Annotated in this window: 13 protein-coding genes; 9 read left to right on the top strand and 4 right to left on the bottom strand. The window is 71.9% G+C overall.

What is annotated here, in order from left to right; all coding sequences use genetic code 11:
* Positions 1-655: 655 nt before the first annotated feature.
* Positions 656-1,540: a hypothetical protein gene (locus AB0C35_RS06545; protein ID WP_358451350.1), complete on the bottom strand. Its 885-nt coding sequence runs from the start codon at positions 1,538-1,540 to the stop codon at positions 656-658.
* 127 nt (positions 1,541-1,667) lie between these two features.
* The gene (locus tag AB0C35_RS06540) at positions 1,668-4,145 is read right to left on the bottom strand and encodes a SpoIIE family protein phosphatase (RefSeq protein WP_358451348.1); all 2,478 of its coding nucleotides are present in this window, start codon (positions 4,143-4,145) and stop codon (positions 1,668-1,670) included.
* Positions 4,146-4,399: 254 nt separating this feature from the next.
* Between AB0C35_RS06540 and AB0C35_RS06535 the strand changes: the two genes are divergently transcribed.
* The 7 genes from AB0C35_RS06535 to AB0C35_RS06505 all read left to right on the top strand — a co-directional run bounded on the left by AB0C35_RS06535 (position 4,400) and on the right by AB0C35_RS06505 (position 13,555).
* Entirely contained in the window at positions 4,400-7,555 is a 3,156-nt protein-coding gene (locus AB0C35_RS06535; RefSeq protein WP_358451346.1) for a M14 family zinc carboxypeptidase, read from the top strand.
* A gap of 444 nt (positions 7,556-7,999) precedes the next feature.
* On the top strand, positions 8,000-8,599 hold the full coding sequence (locus AB0C35_RS06530) for a sigma-70 family RNA polymerase sigma factor (protein ID WP_358451344.1): 600 nt from the start codon (positions 8,000-8,002) through the stop codon (positions 8,597-8,599).
* 133 nt (positions 8,600-8,732) lie between these two features.
* The gene (locus AB0C35_RS06525; protein ID WP_358451342.1) at positions 8,733-9,107 is read left to right on the top strand and encodes an SSI family serine proteinase inhibitor; all 375 of its coding nucleotides are present in this window, start codon (positions 8,733-8,735) and stop codon (positions 9,105-9,107) included.
* 116 nt (positions 9,108-9,223) lie between these two features.
* The gene (locus AB0C35_RS06520; RefSeq protein ID WP_358451340.1) at positions 9,224-9,646 is read left to right on the top strand and encodes a CBS domain-containing protein; all 423 of its coding nucleotides are present in this window, start codon (positions 9,224-9,226) and stop codon (positions 9,644-9,646) included.
* Positions 9,647-9,903: 257 nt separating this feature from the next.
* Positions 9,904-10,755, top strand: a complete 852-nt coding sequence (locus AB0C35_RS06515; RefSeq protein WP_358451338.1) for an ANTAR domain-containing protein — start codon at positions 9,904-9,906, stop codon at positions 10,753-10,755.
* 149 nt (positions 10,756-10,904) lie between these two features.
* On the top strand, positions 10,905-12,974 hold the full coding sequence (locus AB0C35_RS06510; protein ID WP_358451336.1) for a SpoIIE family protein phosphatase: 2,070 nt from the start codon (positions 10,905-10,907) through the stop codon (positions 12,972-12,974).
* A 56-nt stretch (positions 12,975-13,030) separates the two neighbouring features.
* The gene (locus AB0C35_RS06505) at positions 13,031-13,555 is read left to right on the top strand and encodes a DUF6328 family protein (RefSeq protein ID WP_358451334.1); all 525 of its coding nucleotides are present in this window, start codon (positions 13,031-13,033) and stop codon (positions 13,553-13,555) included.
* On the opposite strand, the gene proS is transcribed toward AB0C35_RS06505, so the two are convergent.
* Positions 13,549-14,997, bottom strand: coding sequence for a proline--tRNA ligase (proS, locus tag AB0C35_RS06500; RefSeq protein ID WP_358451332.1), 1,449 nt, complete (start codon positions 14,995-14,997; stop codon positions 13,549-13,551). The two genes, AB0C35_RS06505 and proS, sit on opposite strands and share 7 nt — an antisense overlap.
* Before the next feature lie 78 nt (positions 14,998-15,075).
* Here proS and AB0C35_RS06495 point away from each other — a divergent pair, with 78 nt between their 5' ends.
* Both AB0C35_RS06495 and AB0C35_RS06490 read left to right on the top strand, forming a co-directional pair.
* Complete coding sequence (locus tag AB0C35_RS06495; protein WP_358451330.1) at positions 15,076-16,782, top strand: proline--tRNA ligase; 1,707 nt, start codon at positions 15,076-15,078, stop codon at positions 16,780-16,782.
* 79 nt (positions 16,783-16,861) lie between these two features.
* Entirely contained in the window at positions 16,862-18,505 is a 1,644-nt protein-coding gene (locus tag AB0C35_RS06490) for an ATP-binding cassette domain-containing protein (RefSeq protein ID WP_358451328.1), read from the top strand.
* Positions 18,506-18,519: 14 nt separating this feature from the next.
* Here AB0C35_RS06490 and AB0C35_RS06485 read toward each other — a convergent pair whose 3' ends face one another.
* Entirely contained in the window at positions 18,520-19,449 is a 930-nt protein-coding gene (locus AB0C35_RS06485; RefSeq protein ID WP_358451326.1) for a rhomboid family intramembrane serine protease, read from the bottom strand.
* Positions 19,450-19,915: the final 466 nt, after the last annotated feature.

The raw sequence follows: 19,915 nt of genomic DNA, 5'->3' as shown, positions 1-19,915 counted from the left end.
GACGAACCGGGCTGCGGCGCGGTGCCCGGCTCACCCGGCCGCCAACCAGCAGCCGACTCAGGCGGCCGACCACCCGGCCCAGAACCCGCCTCCGACGCCGGTGGAACGTGCGGCTCCCATGATTGGGACGGCTCGGGCCGTGGGGAAGGGCCGGGCTGGGGTGCGGTGCCGGGGTCGCGGGGTCGCCGACCGGCGGGGGGCTCGGAGTCGCTCGGCGAAGCGCGGGGACGGGCGGGGGGTGGGTTCGCCGGGGCGTGCGGTGTCCATGGGGCGGACGACTCGGGGCGCGGGCGTCTGGGTGGCGGGGATGTCGGCGTGTCCGAAGGGCGGGGGGACGGGGTGGGAGCGTGGCGGAGGGGCTCTACGCCCGAGGGGGGTGCCGCGCCGGGCGGTGGGGTCGGCTGGTGGGGTGTCCAGGGCGGGTCGTTCGCGGGGGTCTCCTCGACGGGGACCCAGTCGGAGGGCGGCTGGGCCTGTTCGGGGGCGGAGCTTCTGCCCGCCACGTGGACGTCTTCCGGGTAGGGGCCGGGACGCGGCCGGGGGGCGGCGTCTTCCGGCTCCTGGGGGCCGGGGTCCTCGGGTTCGGGGCTTGGACGGTCGCGCGGGCCGAATCTCACGTGTCGATCCTGCGCTCAGATCAAGATCATCGGCAAGGTCATCGGCGGCTTTCGGGCGTGCCGAAGAGGGCGGCGCACAGGGATTCGAGACGGTCCGGGCCGTCCTCGGCGGGCAGCACGGTGAGGACGGGCGGCTCGCCGGTGTCGAGGCGCAGGCGGACCGGCACCTCGCGGCGCATCGGCTCGTCGGCGCCCTGAGCGGCGGCTATGTCCCGCAGGCCCACCGAGACGATCTCGGGGACGTCGACGGCGAGGGGCTGTTCGCCGGCGGGGAGTTCGTCCAGCCAGAGGTCGAGGACGCGGCGGGCGAGTCCGTTGAGGAGGCGTCCCCACGGTTCCACGAGGGCGGCCGGGACATTTTCGGTCTGCAGTTCGGGGAGCCCGAATCTGGCCAGGCCCTTGGTGGTGAAGAAGAAGCCGTGCGGGCCCGAGGTGTGCGGGAGCAGCATCCAGTCGGTGAGCCGGAAGGCACCGTCCGGGCCGGGGAGGGACCGTTCGAGGTGGGCGAGGGGAAGGACCCGCGGTGTGAAGACGTCGATCACGGGGGCGGTCAGCGCGGCCCCGACGGCGCCGGCGACGGCGCGGGCGGCCCATTCGTGGGCGGGTGGGCGGCCGGGACGGTAGGCGGCGCTGACGGCGAGCAGGTGCGCGGCGGCGTCGATGGCGGTGAGGTCGGACGGGGCGGCCCCGTAGGCGGCGAGGAGTTCGCCGGGCAGCGGCGGGAAGTCGCCGGCGGGGCGCTGGTCCAGGGTGAGCATGGGGCTGTCGAGCATGCCGAGGACCAGGTCGCGCAGGGGCGGCCGGGTGCGTCGCGTCACCTCGGCGTGGGCCAGTCCGGCCGGGTCGGCGATGGGTGCGGGGAGCGCCACGGCGTAGGTGCCGTAGAGCGTCTCCGGGACCGGCAGCGTCAGGTTCTGCCCCAAGTGGTTCCCCCGGTGGCCTCGATGGACGGATCACCAACGATCAGAGCGGACGGGAACGGCGGAAACCATCCGTCGAAACGGGACATTTACCTCACAAGGCCGCGATGCGGGCCCACGACCTCGCACATCAGCGCGGCAGCGGATGTTCGAACCAGACGACCTTTCCCCGCTCGGTCCGGTGCGTGCCCCAGCGCGCGGCGAGGTGGCTGACGAGCTGGAGTCCGCGCCCCGACTCGTCGGTGACGTCGGTGTTGCGGAGGCGGGGAAAGTCGGCGCCGTCGTCGTAGACCTCGCAGAGCAGGGTCCCGCCCTTGATCACGCGGAGGCCGATGGACCCGGCGCCGTGCACGAGGGCGTTGGTGACGAGTTCGCTGACGAGCAGTTCGACGGTGTCGGTGAGCGCGTCGAGGCGCCAGTCGGCGAGCCGTCCGGCGACCTGGGCCCGGATCCAGGGGATGGTGCTGGGCCGCGGTTCCAGCCGTTCCCAGATGGAGACGTCGTCCTTGGGGATCCCGTCGAACCCGACCGCGACGATGGCGATGTCGTCGGCGGGGGTGGACGCGGCGAGGGTGTCGAGCAGGGTGTCGCAGGTGCCGTCGAGGTCGGCCGTCGCGCCGCTGAGCCGGCCGCGGAGTTCCTCCAGTCCCTGTTCGATGTCGCGGTCGCGGCGCTCCAGGAGGCCGTCGGTGCACAGGATGAGCTGCGACCCGTCCTCGACCTGCACCTCGACGGCCTCGAACGGCACGCCGCCGACGCCGATGGGCGCGCCGGACGGGACGGTCAGGACGCGGCTCTCGCCGTACGCGGACACGAGGACGGGCGGGACGTGCCCGGCGTTGGCGAGGGTGCATCTCCGCTCGACGGGGTCGTACACCGCGTACAGGCAGGTGGCGAGGTAGTCCTCGCCGAGCCGGCGGGCGAGGCCGTCGAGCTGGCGCAGGAGCCGCGCGGGCCGCATGTCCTCGGCGGCGAGGGTGCGGACGGCGGTGCGCATCTGCCCCATGATCGCCGCCGAGGTGAGGCCGTGGCCCATGACGTCGCCGACGACGATGGCGAGCCGGCAGCCGGGCAGCGGGATGGCGTCGAACCAGTCGCCGCCGACGTTGACGGCCTGCTCGGCGGGCCGGTAGCGGTAGCGGACGCGTGCGCCGGCGACGTCCGGTGGATCGTCGGGCAGCATGCTGTGCTGCAGTTCCTCGGCGACCTGCACCTCGCGGCGGTACAGCCGGCCGTTGTCGATGCACAGCGCGGCGCGGCGGGCCAGTTCGTCGACCATGGCGAGGCAGAGTTCGCCGAATCCGGGCCGGTCCGGTTTGCGGAGCAGCTTGAACGTCCCGAGGACGCGGCCGCGGGCGATCAGCGGGACGATCAGCAGCGCCCGGCCGGCGAACAGCGGCCGCAGGTCGCGGGCGCCGAACGAGGCGGCGATCTCGGCGGCCCGCTCGGTGCCGACGTGCGGGATGTGGACGCGGCGTCCGGTCCGCATGGCCTGCACGAACGGCGAGTCGGGCGTCAGGAGCAGCGCCTCCCCTTCGGGGACGAGTTCGTCCCAGCGTCCGGACTCGTCGTTGTGGACGACGGCGACGCGGCGCATCTGCGTGGTCTCGTCGATCTCGTCGAGGGGCGGCGCCGAGTCGGCGACGACGCGTTCGAGCAGTTCGACGGCGGCGAAGTCGGCGAGCCGCGGGACCAGCACCTCGGCGAGTTTCCGGGCGGCCTGCAGGTGGTCGAGCGAGCTGCCGATCTGCTGGCCGGCCTCGCCGAGGTAGGTCAGCGGCTCCCGGACGGCCATGGAGTCCCAGCCCTCGTCGGCGCCCGGGTCGGCATCGGGGGGCGGGTGGGGCGCGGCCGGGGGCGGGTGCTTCCGGCCGGCCTCCCGGTCCGGGCGGATCTCCTCGGGCGGGGCGGGACCGCGTGGCGGCGGAGCGGGGACGGGCCGGGGCGCCGGGGCGGGCGCGGGACGGGGCGGCGGGACGGGCCGCGCATCCGTGTGCGGGACGATCGGCAGCCGGACGGTCATCCCGAGCGAGACCGCCGGGCAGCCGATGCCGAGCACCCGCGCGGTGATCCGTTCGGCCGCGGCCGCCTCCATCGCGGGCAGCAGTCCGGCCAGCCGGGCGGCGAACGGGCCGGCGGCGGGCCCGGCCGGCGAGGCCAGCGCGGGCTCGACCCGCAGCAGCCGCGCCGCGGCGGCGCGCCGCGCGGTGCCGTCGGGCGGCACCACGGGGAGGTCGCCCAAGGTGACGCCGGGGCCCTCCTCGCGGAGCCGGCGCAGGTCGGCGGCGAGCGCCAGGACCCGGACGTCCAGGCCGCCGGGGTCGGGATCGATCGGGTAGACCCACCAGCCGACCTCGGCGGGTTCACCGTCGTCGACGCGCGGCAGGGTGCAGGCGCCGCACCAGACATGGCCGAAGATCTCCGGCTCGAAGACGCCGCGGTGTTCGCGCGGGAGCCGCAGCAGCGCGGCGGGCGGGCGGCCCACGGCCTGGTGCCGTCCGGCGCCGAACAGCCGGGCGGCGGTGTCGTCCCAGTGACTGATGCGTCCGCGTCCGTTCAGGGTGATGGCGGTCATCCGCGCCACCCCCAGCAGCTCATCGATGACCATCTGTCCCCCTCCCCCGGAGCAAAGGACTCTCGGCACTTCGGCCACTACCGGTAAAGGGGACGTTACCCCGCGTAAGAAGATCGCGCTGCCACTCTGCGGAATTCGGTTCGGCCCGGAGATCCCGAAGCACAGATGGACCCGGCCGCCAAGGCGGTGACCGAATGCGGCATAAGGCACTAATGCGCCATTGACACCCACCGTTCTCAGGCAGACGATCACGCAACCCCCTTTGTGATCCCTGTCTGGGAGGCGCAATGTCGCGCACACTGTTCCGGCATCGAAGATTCACCCCCATCCTCGCTGCCGCCGCGCTCCTGATCGGAACGCTGGTGGCGCCCCCCGCCGACGCCGCGCCCGGTCCCGCGTCCCCCGGCGCCGCCGTGGCGGTCTACACCGCCGAGCTGAACCCGGCCCAGGTCGAGCTGCTGAACCGCTCCGGCCTCGACCACGAGGACGTCCGTCTCACCAAGGGCGCGAAGAAGGGCACCGTCCACGTCGAGGCCGTGATGAGCGCGCCCCAGGCCGCCGCCCTCAACAAGGAGGGTCTCGGCCTCAGGGAAAAGGCCGGCCAGGACGCCCGCGCGCGCACGAAGGCCGCCCCCGACGGCGTCTACCGCCCCTACAGCGGCCCCGGGAACATCCGCGAGGAGCTCCTCAAGGTCGCCTCCGACAACCCCTCCATCGCGACCGCCGTGGACATCGGCAAGAGCGGCGAGGGCCAGCCGATCACCGCCGTCAAGGTCACCAAGGACGGCGACGGGGACGACAGGGGACGGCACGGGCGCCACGAGAAGCCCGTCGTCGTCTACCAGGCGGCCCAGCACGCCCGCGAGTGGATCACCCCCGAGATGGTGCGCCGGCTGCTGCACCACTACGTCGACGGGTACGGCGCCAACGCCGAGATCACCGAGATCGTCGACACGACCGAGCTGTGGTTCATCCCCGTCATCAACGTCGACGGCTACGACCTGACGTTCGAGGAGGGCTTCCGCCTCTGGCGCAAGAACACCCGCGACAACGACGGCGACGGCCAGATCACCGGCGTGGACGGCGTCGACCTGAACCGCAACTTCCCCTACAAGTGGGGCTACGACAACGAGGGCTCCTCGGACGATCCCCCCAACCAGACCTACCGCGGCCCGTCGGCCGGGTCGGAGCCCGAGACCCGGGCGCAGATGGACCTCTACAAGAAGCTCCGTCCCACCTTCCTGATCAACTACCACTCGGCGGCCGAGCTGCTGCTGCACGGCGTGGGCTGGCAGACCCTGACCCACAGCCCGGACGACCTGATCCACGAGGCGCTGCTCGGCGACATCGACGACCCCGCCGTCCCCGGCTACGTCCCCCAGCTGGGCGCCCAGCTCTACACCACCAACGGCGACACCGACGGCCAGGCCGACAACGTCTACGGCGCCCTGGCGATCACGCCGGAGATGGCGACCTGCGCGTCAGCCGCGGAGTCCGACCCCGACGACGAGTGGGAACCCGGCGACTGCGGCAGCGGCTTCGAGTTCCCGGACGACGAGACGCTCATCCAGAAGGAGTTCGAGAAGAACATCCCGCTCGCCCTGTCGGTCGCCAAGTCGGCGGACGACCCGGACGAGCCCGTGTCCCCCGTCGGGCGCACCGCCCCCGACTTCAAGACCGACGCGTTCGGCACGTCCTACGGCCACTCGCAGGAGGTGGCGTCGGTGATCCGCAGGTCGCTGCGCCACAAGTCGCTCAACTACCGGATCAACGGCGGCCGCGTGCACCGCGGCGACGTCCGCGAATGGCGCGGCGGTGAGCGGTACGGCGACGAGAACGACACCTACTACGGCGAGTTCCGCGGCGAGGTCCACCGGCAGCGGCCCGGCGACAAGGTCGAGGTGTGGTTCACCGGCTGGAAGGGCCGGCAGCGCGTCGAGAGCGAGCACTTCACCTACACCGTGCGCGACCAGAACAGGGCGGATGTCCTGGTCATCGCGGACGAGGACTACACCGGCGTCAACCCGGCCTACCCGGCCGGGACGGACGAGCCCCGGTACGCCGGGCAGTACGCGGACATGGTCGAGGCCGCCGGGCACAAGCCGCTCACCTGGGACATCGACAAGGACGGCGTCCCGCACGACCTCGGCGTCCTGAAGCACTTCAAGGCCGTCGTCTGGTACCTGGGCGACAACCGCCTCACCCAGGACGAGGCCGACGAGCCCCTGCACACCGTCATCGGCGACTACCCCGACTCGCAGGTGGCCGACCGGGCGAAGGACCTGCTCCTGAACGTCCGCTCGTACCTCAACGAGGGCGGAAAGCTCCTCCACACCGGCGAGACGACCGGCTACTACGGGCCGCTCAGCCAGGCGAACGGCGGCGGCATCTACTACGGCCTGAAGGGACATCCGGAGAAGCCGTGCGTGATCACCACCAGCTTCCGTGACGACTGCGAGCTGCTGTCGGACGACTTCTTCCAGTACTACCTGGGCGCGTACGACAGGCAGCGCGTCGGGGCCCCGACGGAGTTCACCGGCACGAAGCGGCCGTTCGACGGCTTCACGGCCGGGCTTCCCGGCACCGCGACCAACCCGCTGAACGAGACGGGCGGGTTCCAGGTCACCTCGACCGTCCTGCCCAAGGGCGACTTCCCGCAGTTCGACAGCTGGAAGCTCGGCGACTACGCGGGCGCCGCCGCGCCCACCGAACCCGTCGAGGGCGAGTGGTACGTCGCGGGACCGCACCAGGACTCCACCTGGCGGCGCCTGACCCGGACGATCGACCTGTCCGCCGTCACCGCCGCGCAGGCCCCGGCGCTCCAGGCCCAGCTCGCCTACAGCACCGAAACGGGCTTCGACAACATCATCATCGAAGCGCACACCGCCGGCGGCGACGACTGGACCACGCTGCCGGAGAAGAACGGGCGGACGAGCACGACCGTCCCGGCCCAGTGCGAGCAGGGCTACTACCTCGCCATGCACCCGTTCCTCAACCACTACCTCACGGGAGGCAACCCCTGCGGGAACACCGGGACGTCCGGCGCGTGGAACGCCCTCACGGGCAACTCCAACGGCTGGGTTCCCGTCGCGTTCGACCTGTCCGCCTACGCGGGCAAGCAGGTCGAGGTGTCCTTCTCCTACGTGAGCGACCCCTTCACCGGCGGAACCGGACTGTTCATCGACGACACCAGGCTCACCACGTCCTCCGGTGAGATCGACGCCGAAGGCTTCGAAACCGGCCTCGGCCCCTGGGCCGTCCAAGGGGCACCGGAGGGAAGCCCCGGCAACAGCGAGGAGTTCGTCCGCGCACAGGCCCTGATCGACTCCGTCTCGTCGGTCGCGACCAGGGACACCGTCCTGTTCGGCTTCGGATTCGAGCAGGCGGCCCCCGCAGACCGGAAGGCCCTGATGGCCAGGGCCCTGAGACACCTGACCCGCTGACCGTCCTCCCCCTGTCCCCGGGAGCCCCCGTCGCGTCGGGCTCCCGGGGCCCTCATGTCCTGCCGCTCCACCGCCCCCATACCGCCTGGTCGTCACCGGCGAGGACGACACGCCACAGTGTGTGACGGACGACACTTGGCCGCACGCAACCATTTGGACCCTTCCATGCGTCTTACATAGCAGGAAGACCACCGACGGGTGGGAAGCGCCTGATCGAACACGGCCCGCGACGTCCCGGAAAACGGGGTCGCCCTGGCATCGCCGACCCGCGCACACCCTCTCGGCCCACCCTCCATGCGCGGCCGAGACCCTCCGAACCCGTCGGGAACGGTGGCACGTACCACTTGAACGGGGGGCGGTTCGTCCGCCCGGTCCGCGCGTGCCCCCGAACACGCGCCAGCAACCGGCCCTTTCTCGCTGGGCCACTACCTACGGGGAGCGACGATGACCGCTGTGACCACGCCTGTCCGCCGCAACGCGAGCCGCGACGCGGGAGCCGCGACCGCCGACAGCACGCGGCGCTACGAGCGCGACGTCCTGCCGCTCGCCGACCCGCTGTACGCCAGCGCCGTCCGCATGACCCGCAACAGCGCCGACGCCGAAGACCTCGTCCAGGAGACCCTGGCCAAGGCCTACGTGAACTTCCACCAGTTCCAGGAAGGCACGAACCTCAAGGCGTGGCTGCACCGCATCCTCACCAACAACTTCATCAACACCTACCGCAAGAAGCAGCGCGAGCCCCAGCGCGCCGGCTCCGAGGAGCTGGAGGAGTGGCAGATCGCGCGCGCCGAGGCGCACTCGTCCGGTTTCCGGTCCGCAGAGTCCGAGGCGCTCGACCGCATCCCCGACTCCGATGTCGTCACCGCCCTGCGCGCCCTTCCGAAGGACTTCCGGGACGCCGTCTACCTCGCCGACGTCGAGGGCTACGCCTACAAGGAGATCGCCGAGATGATGGGCACGCCCATCGGCACGGTCATGTCCCGCCTGCACCGGGGCCGCAAGCAGCTCCGCGAGGCGCTCTCCGAGCACGTGCTCGCCGCATAACCGCTCGATCCCGATCCCGATCCCGCAGTTGCCCCGTGACTGCGGGATCGCCCATTTTCCTGCACGATCAGTCACTTCTCGAATACTCTGAGCGATCGTCGATGCTTTTACGCCCTCGACCCTCGGAGTATCGATGCCGAACCTCGTCACGGGCGTCATCGCGGGTGCGGTGATCGCCCTCATGCCGGCCGTCCCGCCGGAGCCGGAGACGTCACTCACCCTCACCCTCACCCACCCGGACCGCGCCACGACCGGCGGCAGGAGCGTCACACTGCGGTGCGAGCCGCCGGGAGGCGGGCACCCCGAAGCGGCGCGGGCCTGCTCGGAACTGAGCGAATCCGGCGGGACGTTCGCCCACGCGCCGGACGGGCGGATGTGCACCGCGGTCCACTCACCGGTGATCGCCCAGGCGAAGGGGCGGTGGCGCGGAAAGCCTGTACGCTTCCGGGCCGAGTACGGCAACGACTGCGCCATGCGGTCGCGGACCGGAACGGTCTTCGCCTTCTGACGGCAAGTCGGGACAAGGCCGATGGCGGAACCGTCCGAATAGGCGCGCCGACCCTGGGTAAGGCGCGCAAACACGGGTCACGCGAGCCGCCGGCGATTCGGAAGGATGTGCGCGCGATGCCACCAAGGGTCAGCGACGTGATGACGGCGGCGCCGCAGACGCTGCCGCTGGACGCGACGCTGTACGAAGCCGCCCGGATCATGCGGGACAGAGGAATCGGCGATGTTCTGGTCACCTACGCGGGACGGCTGTGCGGCGTGGTCACCGACCGCGACATCGTCGTCAGGGCGGTCGCCGAGAGCCGCGACACCTCGCTCACCCCTCTCGGCGACGTGTGCACGGCGGAGCTGACCACCGTGCACCCGGACGACGACACCGGTACCGCGGTCCGGCTGATGTGCGAACAGGCCGTCCGGCGCCTTCCCGTCGTGGACGCCGAGCACCGCCCGGTCGGCATCGTCTGCATGGGCGACCTGGCCGTCGCCAACGGCGAGGTCGGCCCCCTCCCGGAGATCAGCAAGGCCCCTCCGAACAACTAGCCCCCGGCCCCGGCGCCGTCCGCCCCCGAGCGGCCCCGGTCGAACGAGCCCTCCCACCCGAACGAGCCCTCCCACCCGAACGGGCCCGCTCATCGAGCAGCCCGACCCTCCGAGCAGCCCGGCCCTCCCGCCACGAAGCAGCAGCGTCTGGGCGCTTTCCAGTACTGAGGACTCCGATGAACCGTGGAAACCGCGGAAGGGGAACCGGACAGGCGCCGCCGACGCCGGAACCCGCAGCGCAGGATAATCTCGGAGGGGTGAGGCCCACCGAAACGGTTCTGACGGACCAGCTCGCGTTGGAGATCGCCCGGCTGGGCATGGTCGGCGAGTCCTCCGACATCGGCACCCTGCACCGGGTGACGGAGCTCGCCTCGCGCGCCATTCCGGGATGCGCGGGCGCGGCGAGCATACGCTGGGCGCTCCCCGGGGGGGCCGGGAACGATCCAGGCGACGCGCCCGGCGCTCCGCCGGACGCCGCCCAGGACGTCCCGCGCGTCCCCAGGCAGACCATGCCGCCGGACGGTGCCCGGCCCGGCGTCCCGGTGCCCGAGGAGACCAGGCCCGAGCCGCTGGCGGCCGCGGCCAGCCATCCCGATCTCGCCGAGGTCATCGAGCGGCAGCTGTCCCGGGGCCACGGGCCGGTCTTCGACGTGGTGCTGGGCCGCCGGGCGCTGTCGTCCGACGACATCCTCGCCGAGACCCGCTGGCCCGAGGCGATGGCCGACATGCTGCGCCGCGGGGTGCGCTGCTTCACCACGACCCCCCACCTGAACCCGCCCGTCCTCGTCACGCTCTCCCTGTACGGGGTGACGCCCAAGGCGCTCGGCTCCAGCCGGCACGCGCTCGTGTCCCTGCTCATGGCCCAGGGCAGCGCCGCGGTCACCAACACCTGGCAGTACGACGACGTGCATCGCACCGCCGTGCAGTTGCAGGAGGCGGTCGAGGCGCGCGCCGTCGTCGACCAGGCGAAGGGCATTCTCATGCACGCGCTCGGGTGCGACGCCGACAAGGCGTTCGCCGAGATGCGCCGCATCTCACAGACGCGTCACGTGAAGCTCACCGCCCTCGCCCAACGTATCGTCGGTCAACAAGGCTTCCCTGAGTCATGAATCTAGGCGCGCGGGGGTGAGGCGCATAGGCTGCGCACAGCCGGGCCCGGCTGGGCCGGGCCGTGGCGCCGCCCGACGACCGTGGTCCGGCCGGCCCTGGGCTGGGCCGGCCTGGTTCCACCGTGTGACGCGGACGAGAGGGTGACCAGATGCACGATCAGCCCGACCAGCTCGAACCCGAGACCCTGATGCGGGAGATCTCGGACCTCGAAGGACGCATCGGCGAGCTGCGCCAGGCCGCCGGTGTGCCCGAGCCCGACCTGCGGGCCACGCTGGACGCGGCCCTGGTCGAGCTGGAGCTGGCGCTGACCGTGCTGCGGACGATGGGCGCCGACCACACCGGCGAGCAGGGCGGGTCGGCCGCGGCCGAGAACGAGCGGCGGGTGCTCCGCTCGGTGTTCCAGGACGCCCCGGTGCCGCTGTTCCTGCTGGACCGCAACACGAGCGTCCGGCGCGTCAACCGGCAGGCGGCGGCGATGCTCGGCACGTCCGCCGGCTACGTGTCGGGCAAGCAGTTCACGGCGTTCTGCGACATGGCGGGCCGCGCGGCCGTGCGGTCGCAGCTGGCCGCGGCCGTCCGGACGGGTGCGCGCCGCCGCGTCCCGGTCCGCTTCCTCGGCCGCGAGCATCCGGTCGACGCCGTGGTGACGCTGGCCCGCGTGTGGATCCGCGGCGAACCGGACCCGATGGTCGTGGTGGCCGCCGGCCCGACGACCACCCCCACCGATGACCAGTCCCCGCCCACCGGGCAGGGGAAGACCGAACGGGCGGCGACCGCCAAGGGGGCATCGGCCCAGGCGGCGTCCGCTCGGACGGCGTCCGCACCCGCCGGGGAGGGTGCCGCCCACGACGGGCGCGCCCGCGCGAGGTCGGCTCACGCCGCCCCGCCGGACGATGAGGCCGTCGCCACGATCGTCCACCGGATGGACGTCCTCGCCACCGCCAGCGAACTGCTGCTCGACGAGCCGGTCTTCAACGAGACGGTGGCGGTGCGGCGGTGCGCCCGGCTGCTGGCCGCCGAACTCGCCGACTGGGCCTTCATCGACCTGACCGGCCCGAACGGCGGCGCGGGGGCGTCCTCACCGGCCGGGGCGCACGCGGCGGGCTCGCCGCCGCCGCTGCGCCGCCAGGTCGTGATGGGCCCGGAGGACGAGCATTCCGTCGAGGCCGCACGGATGCTGGAGGAGGTCGAGCCCGTCCAGGGCAGCCTGCCCCACACCGTGTTCGTCACCCGGCAGAGCGCGCTGCGCCCGCACGTCGAGGACCTCGACGTCCTCGGCGTGTGCCCGGACGGCCAGCCCGTCTGCGGCAAGATCGGCGCGACGTCGGTGCTGAGCGTCCCGATCGAGGACGGCGACCACGCCATCGGGACGATCACGCTGGCGGCCAGCGGCGAGTACGGCCCGTTCGACCTCATGGACCTCGGGGTCGTCCAGCGGCTCGGACGCTACCTGGCCCTGGTGATCCGGGCGGCGCGGCTGTACCGGCGCCGCGCCGAGGTCGCCGAGACGCTGCAGGCCGGGCTGCTGCCGAGGTCGCTGCCGGCCATTCCCGGCGTGCGCGTGGCCGCGAAGTATCTGACGGCGACGCACGGCTCGGAGGTGGGCGGCGACTTCTACGACGTGTTCCGCACCGAGAACGGCTGGGGGCTGATCCTCGGCGACGTGTGCGGCAAGGGCGAGGACGCGGCGGCCGTGACGGCGACGGCCCGGCACTGCGCGCGGCTGGCGGCGCGGTGGAAGGCGCACCCGGGGGACGTCCTCGGCGTCGTCAACGAGGCGCTGCTGGACGAGGACCGGTTCGTCACCGCCGTGATGGCCGGGCTGACCCTGGAGACCGAGCGGGTCATCGTCACGCTCGGCACCGCCGGCCACCCGCCAGCGGTCGTCGTCCGCGCCGACGGGGTGATCCGGTCGGCGTCGCGCGGCGGCGTCCCGCTCGGCCTGTTCGAGGACTTCGAGGCGGGGCTCGACACGGTCGAGCTCACCGTCGGCGACACGCTGATCCTGTACTCCGACGGCGTCCTGGAGGCGTGCGACATGCTGCGGCAGGAGTTCGGGCAGGAGCGTCTGCTGGAGTCCCTCGCCGGCCACGCGGGCGAGCCGCCGGAGGGCATGCTCGCCGCGGTGGAGCGGGCGCTGCTGGAGTTCTGCGACAGCGACCTGCGCGACGACGTGTCGATGCTCGCGCTGCGCGTGGAACCGCCGTCCCTCGGCTAGGAACGGCCGCCCCCGCCGGTGGACTGATGGTCGTTTAGCCGGGTACATGCCTTTTCATGACCGTCGATCCCGCGGACAAGCCTCGCAACGAGACCGAACACGAACGTCTCGACCGGCAGCTGGTGGAGCTTCTCCAGGGGTTCCGCGTCGCGGTCACCGGCGTGCAGGTGCTGTTCGCGTTCCTGCTCACCGTCCCGTTCTCCGCCGGCTTCGACAAGGTCGACGGCGCGGGGACGCCGCTGTTCTACATTGCGCTGTTCGGGGCGGCGCTCGCCTCGATCTGCTTCATAGCGCCGGTGTTCCACCACCGGATCCTGTTCCGGCTGGGGCAGAAGCCGCTGCTGATCCGCCGCGCCAACATGTTCGGGATCATCGGGGCCTTCGCCCTGATGGCCTCGATGGCCTCGGCGACCACGCTGATCGTCGAGTCGCTCTCGGAAGCCCCGACCTGGACGATCATCACGGCGGTGGTCCTGGTGGCGTTGTGCTCCTACGTGTGGTTCATCCAGCCGTACATGACCCGGCTGAAGGCGAACCGCCCACCCCGAAGGCCCGCGGGCACCGATGCAACCCCTCAGTAGGCGCGGCTGAAGATGACGCGCTTGCCGTAGGCGGACGGGCGGCCGCACTTCACGCAGTCGCCGGTCTCCTCCGGCGCGTCGGACGCGATGACCCGCGGTGTGGCGGCGGTCTCCGCCTTGATGTCGTCCTCGCAGGCGCCGTCGCCGCAGTGGAACGCGCGGGCCCACCCGGACGCGACCTGCGCGGCGAACGCGTCCCAGCCGTCCACGACGGCGGTGTGGTCCTCGCGGAACGTTTCGGCGCGGTCCAGCAGGAACGACTGGAAGCCGTCGAGGATGCCCGGCAGCACCTCGGCGAGCTTGTCCAGCGGGATCTGCTCCTTGCCCTGGCCCTCGACCGTCGGCAGCCGCCGGGCGAGAGTGGCGACGCCGGCCTCGATGTCGCGCTTGCCCAGCTCGATGCGGACGGGGACGCCGCGCATCTCCCACTCGTTGAACTTGAAGCCCGGCGACAGCTGCGGACGGTTGTCGTCGACGTGGACGCGGATGCCCGTCGCCTTGATCGCCGCGCCCAGCCTGCGGGCCTCCGCCGCGGCCTCCTCGCCCTGCTCCTTGCGCCCGATCGGGACGATCACGACCTGGTACGGCGCGATGCGCGGCGGCAGCACCAGCCCCTTGTCGTCCCCGTGCGTCATGATCACGCCGCCGATCATGCGGGTGCTCATGCCCCAGGACGTGGTGTGCGCGAGGGTCAGCTTGCCCGCCTCGTCCTGGTACTGGATCTCGAACGCCTTGGCGAAGTTGGTGCCGAGGTAGTGCGACGTCCCGGCCTGCAGCGCCCGACCGTCCCGCATCATGCCCTCGATGGTGTACGTGCGGACGGCGCCGGCGAACCGCTCACCGGGCGTCTTCTCCCCCGCGACGACCGGCATCGCCGCCAGGTCGCGCGCGAGGCTGGTGTAGGCGTCCAGGGCCCACATCGTCTCGCGCATCGCGTCGTCCTCGTCGGCGTGGGCGGTGTGGCCCTCCTGCCAGAGGAACTCGGTCGTCCGCAGGAACATCCGGGGCCGCATCTCCCAGCGGACGACGTTGGCCCACTGGTTCAGCAGCAGCGGCAGGTCGCGGTGGGAGTCGATCCACTTGGCCATGTACTCGCCGATGACGGTCTCGGACGTCGGCCGCACGACCAGCGGCTCCTCCAGGTCCTTGCCGCCCGCGTGCGTCACGACGGCCAGCTCGGGGGAGAAACCCTCCACGTGCTGGGCCTCGCGCTTGAGATACGACTCCGGGATGAACATCGGGAAGCACGCGTTGTCGTGCCCCGCGTCCTTGATCCGCTGGTCCAGGTCGGCCTGGAGCAGCTCCCACATGCGGTACCCGTACGGGCGGATGACCATCGTGCCGCGCACCGGACCGCGGTCGACGAGCTGGGCCTGCACGACCAGCTCGTTGTACCAGGCGGAGAAATCCTCGCTCTGCGGCGTCACACCTTCTCGACTCACGGAAGTCAGGGTACTGACTCGCGGCGCGTGCCGACCGGCGGACGGGCCGACCGGCGGGTGCTTCGCTACGCTCGCGGGATGCGCTGGTCCCAGATGTTCGTTCCCACGCTCCGTGACGACCCCGCCGAGGCGGACGCGCCGAGTCACCGGCTGCTGCTCCGCGCGGGCTACGTCCGGCAGCTCACGGCCGGCCACTATTCGCTGCTGCCGCTGGCGGTCCGCGTCCGGGCCAAGATCATCGGGATCGTGCGGGAGGAGATGAACGCGATCGGCGCTCAGGAGATGCTGCTCCCCGCCCTCCATCCCGCCGAGCCGTGGCGGCGCTCGGGGCGCTGGGACCTGATGGGCCAGGAGATGTTCCGCCTGCGCGACCGCCGCGGCGCCGAGCACGCCCTCGGCATGACGCACGAGGAGATCTTCGCGACGGTCGCCCGCGAGCTGAACTCCTACCGGCAGCTTCCGCAGCAGTGGTACCAGTTCCAGACGAAGTTCCGGGACGAGCCGCGCCCCAAGGGCGGCCTCATGCGGACCCGCGAGTTCACGATGAAGGACGCCTACAGCTTCGACGTGGACGGTCCCGGCCTGGACGCCTCGTTCGAGGCCTACCACGGCGCCTACACCCGGATCTTCGCCCGGCTCGGTCTGCCCGCGCTGGCGTGCGAGGCGTCCAGCGGCACCATGGGCGGCGCCGACTCGACCGAGTTCATGTGCCCCTCCGACGTCGGCGAGGACCTCGTCGTCCACTGCCCGGCGTGCGGCTACGCGGCCAACATCGAGCGGGCGACGTCGGAGCTGCCCGCCGCGTCCGACGGGCCGGGCCTGCCCGCGCCGGAGCGCTTCGACACGCCCGGCGTCCGCACCATCGAGGATCTGCGCGCCTACGACGCGCCGGCGGACCGGCAGATCAAGACGCTCGTCTACATCCTGGACGGCACCCTCACGCTCGTCCTGCTGCGCGGCGACCACCCGCTCAACGAGCAGAAGCTCGTGGACGCGACCGGCGTCACCGAGATCCGCGCCGCCGACCCGGCCGAGATCCAGGACGCCCTGGGCGCGCTGCCCGGCAGCCTCGGCGCGGTCGACGCGTTCCTCCCCGCGCCCCTCCCCGTGATCGCGGACGAGGCGCTGCGGGGCCGCCGCGACATGTTCACCGGCGCCGACATCGACGACGTCCACCTGCGGGGAGTCGACGTCGGCCGCGACATCGAGGTCGGCTCGTGGGCCGACCTGCGCGAGGTCGGGGCCGGGGAGACCTGCGCCCGCTGCGGCGGGGCCCTGGAGATCCAGCGCGCGATCGAGGTCGGGCACATCTTCAAGCTCGGCGACCGCTACGCCCGCGCCCTCGGCGTCGAGGTCCTGGACCCGGACGGCAAGCGCGTCCCGGTGATCATGGGCAGTTACGGCATCGGCGTCGAACGCGCGATGGCCGCGATCGTCGAGACGCACAACGACGACCGCGGCATCGTCTGGCCGCCGTCCGTCGCGCCGTTCCAGGTCGCCGTCGTGGTGGCCCAGTCCGACGACGCCGACGTCGCCGGGGCCGCCGAGGACGTCTACGCCGCCCTGTCCGCGGCCGGCGTCGAGGTGGTGATCGACGACCGCGCCGAACGGGCCGGGGTGAAGTTCCGCGACGCCGAGCTGACCGGCATCCCGTTCCGTGTCACGGTCGGCCGCCGCGGCCTGGCCGAAGGCGTCGCTGAACTCACCGCCCGCGCCACCGGCGAAACGGTGAAGGCGCCGCTGGACACCGTGGCCGCCCGCGTCCGTTCCCTCCTGGACGGCTGACGCCGCCCGCGTCGCCGAAATCCGTTTGACGGCCCGCCCGGCGTTCCTGAGACTCGGCACGGAGCGAGAGGGAGCCATCGTGGGTCACGTCGAGGTCGGTCATGTCCGCCACACCCTGCCGGACGGCCGGGTGCTGCTGGACGACGTCTCCTTCCGGGTCGGCGAAGGCGTGACGGCGGCGCTCGTCGGCCCGAACGGCGCCGGCAAGACGACGCTGCTCAGCCTTGTCTCAGGGGACCTCGCGCCCCAGGAGGGAACGGTCGCGCACAGCGGCGGCCTGGGCGTGATGCGGCAGTTCATCGGCGGCATGCGGGACGACTCGTCCGTCCACGACCTGCTGCTGTCGGTCGCGCCGCCCCGGGTACGGGAGGCCGCGGCCGCGGTCGAGGCCGCCGAACTCGCCATGATGGAGCGCGACGACGAGCCGACGCAGCTCAGGTACGCGACGGCCCTCGCGGGCTGGGGCGACGCGGGCGGCTACGAGACCGAGGTCCTGTGGGACGCCTGCTGCGTCGCCGCCCTCGGCGTCCCCTATGACTCGTGCCGGTGGCGCGAGGTGCGCACCCTCTCCGGCGGCGAGCAGAAACGCCTGGCCCTCGAAGCCCTGCTGCGCGGCCCCGACGAGGTCCTTCTCCTGGACGAGCCGGACAACTACCTGGACGTCCCGGCCAAGCGGTGGCTCGAGGAGAGACTGCGCGAATCGGCCAAGACGATCTTGCTCGTCTCCCACGACCGCGAGCTGCTCGACCGGTCCGCCGAACGCATCGTCACCGTCGAGGCGGGCCGGGTGTGGGTTCACGGCGGCCGCTTCTCCACCTACGCCGCCGCCCGCCGCGACCGCAACGAACGCCTTGAGGAGCTGCGCCGCCGCTGGGACGAGGAACACGCGAAGCTCAAGGAGCTCGTCAACACCCTCAAAGTCAAGGCCACGGTCAACGACGGTTTCGCGTCCCGCTACCGCGCGGCGCAGACACGCCTGCGCAAGTTCGAGGAGGCCGGCCCGCCGGAAGTCCCGCCCCGCGACCAGAACCTCAAGATGCGCCTGCACGGTGGCCGCACCGGCAAACGCGCGGTGATCTGCGAGAGCCTCGAGCTGACGGGTCTCATGAAGCCCTTCGACGCCGAGATCTGGTACGGCGAACGCGTGGCGGTCCTGGGCTCCAACGGCTCCGGCAAATCCCACTTCCTACGCCTCCTGACCGCAATAGCCGAAGCACTCCCCCGAGGCGCCACACCGGTAGAACCCGTAGCCCACACCGGCGTGGCCCGCCTGGGCGCGCGCGTCGTCCCCGGCCTTTTCGCACAAACGCACGCCCGCCCCGACCTGGCGGGCCGCACCCCGTGCGAGATCGTCATGACCGAACACGCCCGCCTGCGCAACGACGCCATGAGCGCCCTGGCCCGCTACGAGCTGAACGTCTGCGCGGAACAGCCCTTCGAAACCCTCTCAGGCGGCCAACAGGCCCGCCTGCAGATCCTGCTCCTGGAACTGGGCGGCGCCACACTCCTCCTCCTGGACGAGCCGACCGACAACCTCGACCTGGCCAGCGCCGAAGCCCTCCAAGAGGGCCTGGATTCCTACGAGGGCACGGTCGTCTCGGTAACCCACGACCGCTGGTTCGCCCGCTCCTTCGACCGCCACCTGATCTTCGGCGCCGACGGCTCCGTCTACGAGTCCCCCGAGCCCGTCTGGGACGAGGCCCGCGTGGCCCGCCCCCGCTGAACCCGGCCGCGAAGTCACACGAGGGTGCCACCGAGTTCCGAGGTCTTGATCACCACCAGGGCGGCCAGCAGGACAAGCATGGCCGCGGCGGCGCCCACCTGGACGAGAAGGCGTCGTTCTCTCGGTGCGTAGGCGAAGGCCAGAGCGATGGCGCCGCCCGCGAGTAGACCGCCCAGGTGACCCTGCCACGCGGTGACCCCGGCCGAGACGACCAGCCAGATCATCGCGAACACGACGAGCCGGTTGGCCTCGTGCATGGGGTGGCCGAGCCGGCGCATGAAGATCCAGTAGGCCGCGGTGAGCCCGAAGACGCCCCCCGAGGCGCCGATCGCGTTCATGCCCGGGTCGATCAGGTAGCCGAGGACCGAGCCGCCAAGCGCGGCCAGCAGGTACAGGGCGAGGAAGCGCCACCGGCCGAGCATCTCCTCGGTCGGCCGGCCGAGCCGCCACAGCCACCACATGTTCATGACGATGTGGAGGATCCCGAAGCCGCCCTCCGTGGGCAGCAGGTGCACGAACGCGGAGGTGATCAGCCGGTACCACTCGCCGTACGCGACGCCGACCGACTCGAACCCCGGGTACGTCCCGCCGTCGGCCGCGTACATCGCACCGTCCGGGCCGATGAGGCCCATGCCCAGGGACCCGAGCTTGTCGGCCAGGTCGGGCTTGGCCAGCTCACCCAGGTACACCAGCACGTTCACGGCGATCAGGACGTAGGTCGCCCAGGGCGTCACCGAGACCTTGCCGCCGAAGACCGTCCGGCCCTGCCGGACCGTCCTGTTGCCCTCGCGCACGCATTCGACGCACTGGTGCCCCACCGCCGCGTCACGCATGCAGTCCGGGCAGATGTAGCGGTCACAACGCGTGCAGCGCACATAGGTCTCGCGCTTGGGATGCCGATAGCACGCGGGCGCCTCTTGCCGCTCACCCTGGGTCGTCGTCATGATCCAACCTCTCCGAAGGCCGGTGATCATACCGGCGGCCCATCACGGATGGGACGCGAAAGGCAGCCCGCCCCCGCTAATCCAATACGCGGACGAGCAATCGCACGACCTCGGCCGCGTCCTGGACCCGCGCGATCGGTTTCCATCACTCCGCGTGAACCACCACGCCGCCCGCACGTAGTCGCACCCGATTTCGGCCAACGGCCCCGTCCCGCCGTACCGGACGACGCTCAACATGGGCGTCCCGCGCCGTTCAACAATTCCGCACCCCAACTCAGGCCGCGCCTCAACAACGGCCCGAAGCACGTCCAGATGAATACGCCGCTCATTACGTGGCGCACCCGAGACCACTTGATTCTCAGCCCGCGGATTCACGGCATTCCCTTCCCGTGGAACGACGCGGCCGGTAGGCCCGGGGGGACGTCCACCGGCCGCGCCGGGCTCATCGGATCCTGGCCTTGGCGCT

This window comes from Spirillospora sp. NPDC048819, assembly GCF_040650055.1.
In the GTDB taxonomy this organism is placed as follows: domain Bacteria; phylum Actinomycetota; class Actinomycetes; order Streptosporangiales; family Streptosporangiaceae; genus Spirillospora.
The sequence above is the reverse complement of the archived record's forward strand: the minus strand, read 5'-3'. Positions and strand labels throughout refer to the sequence as shown.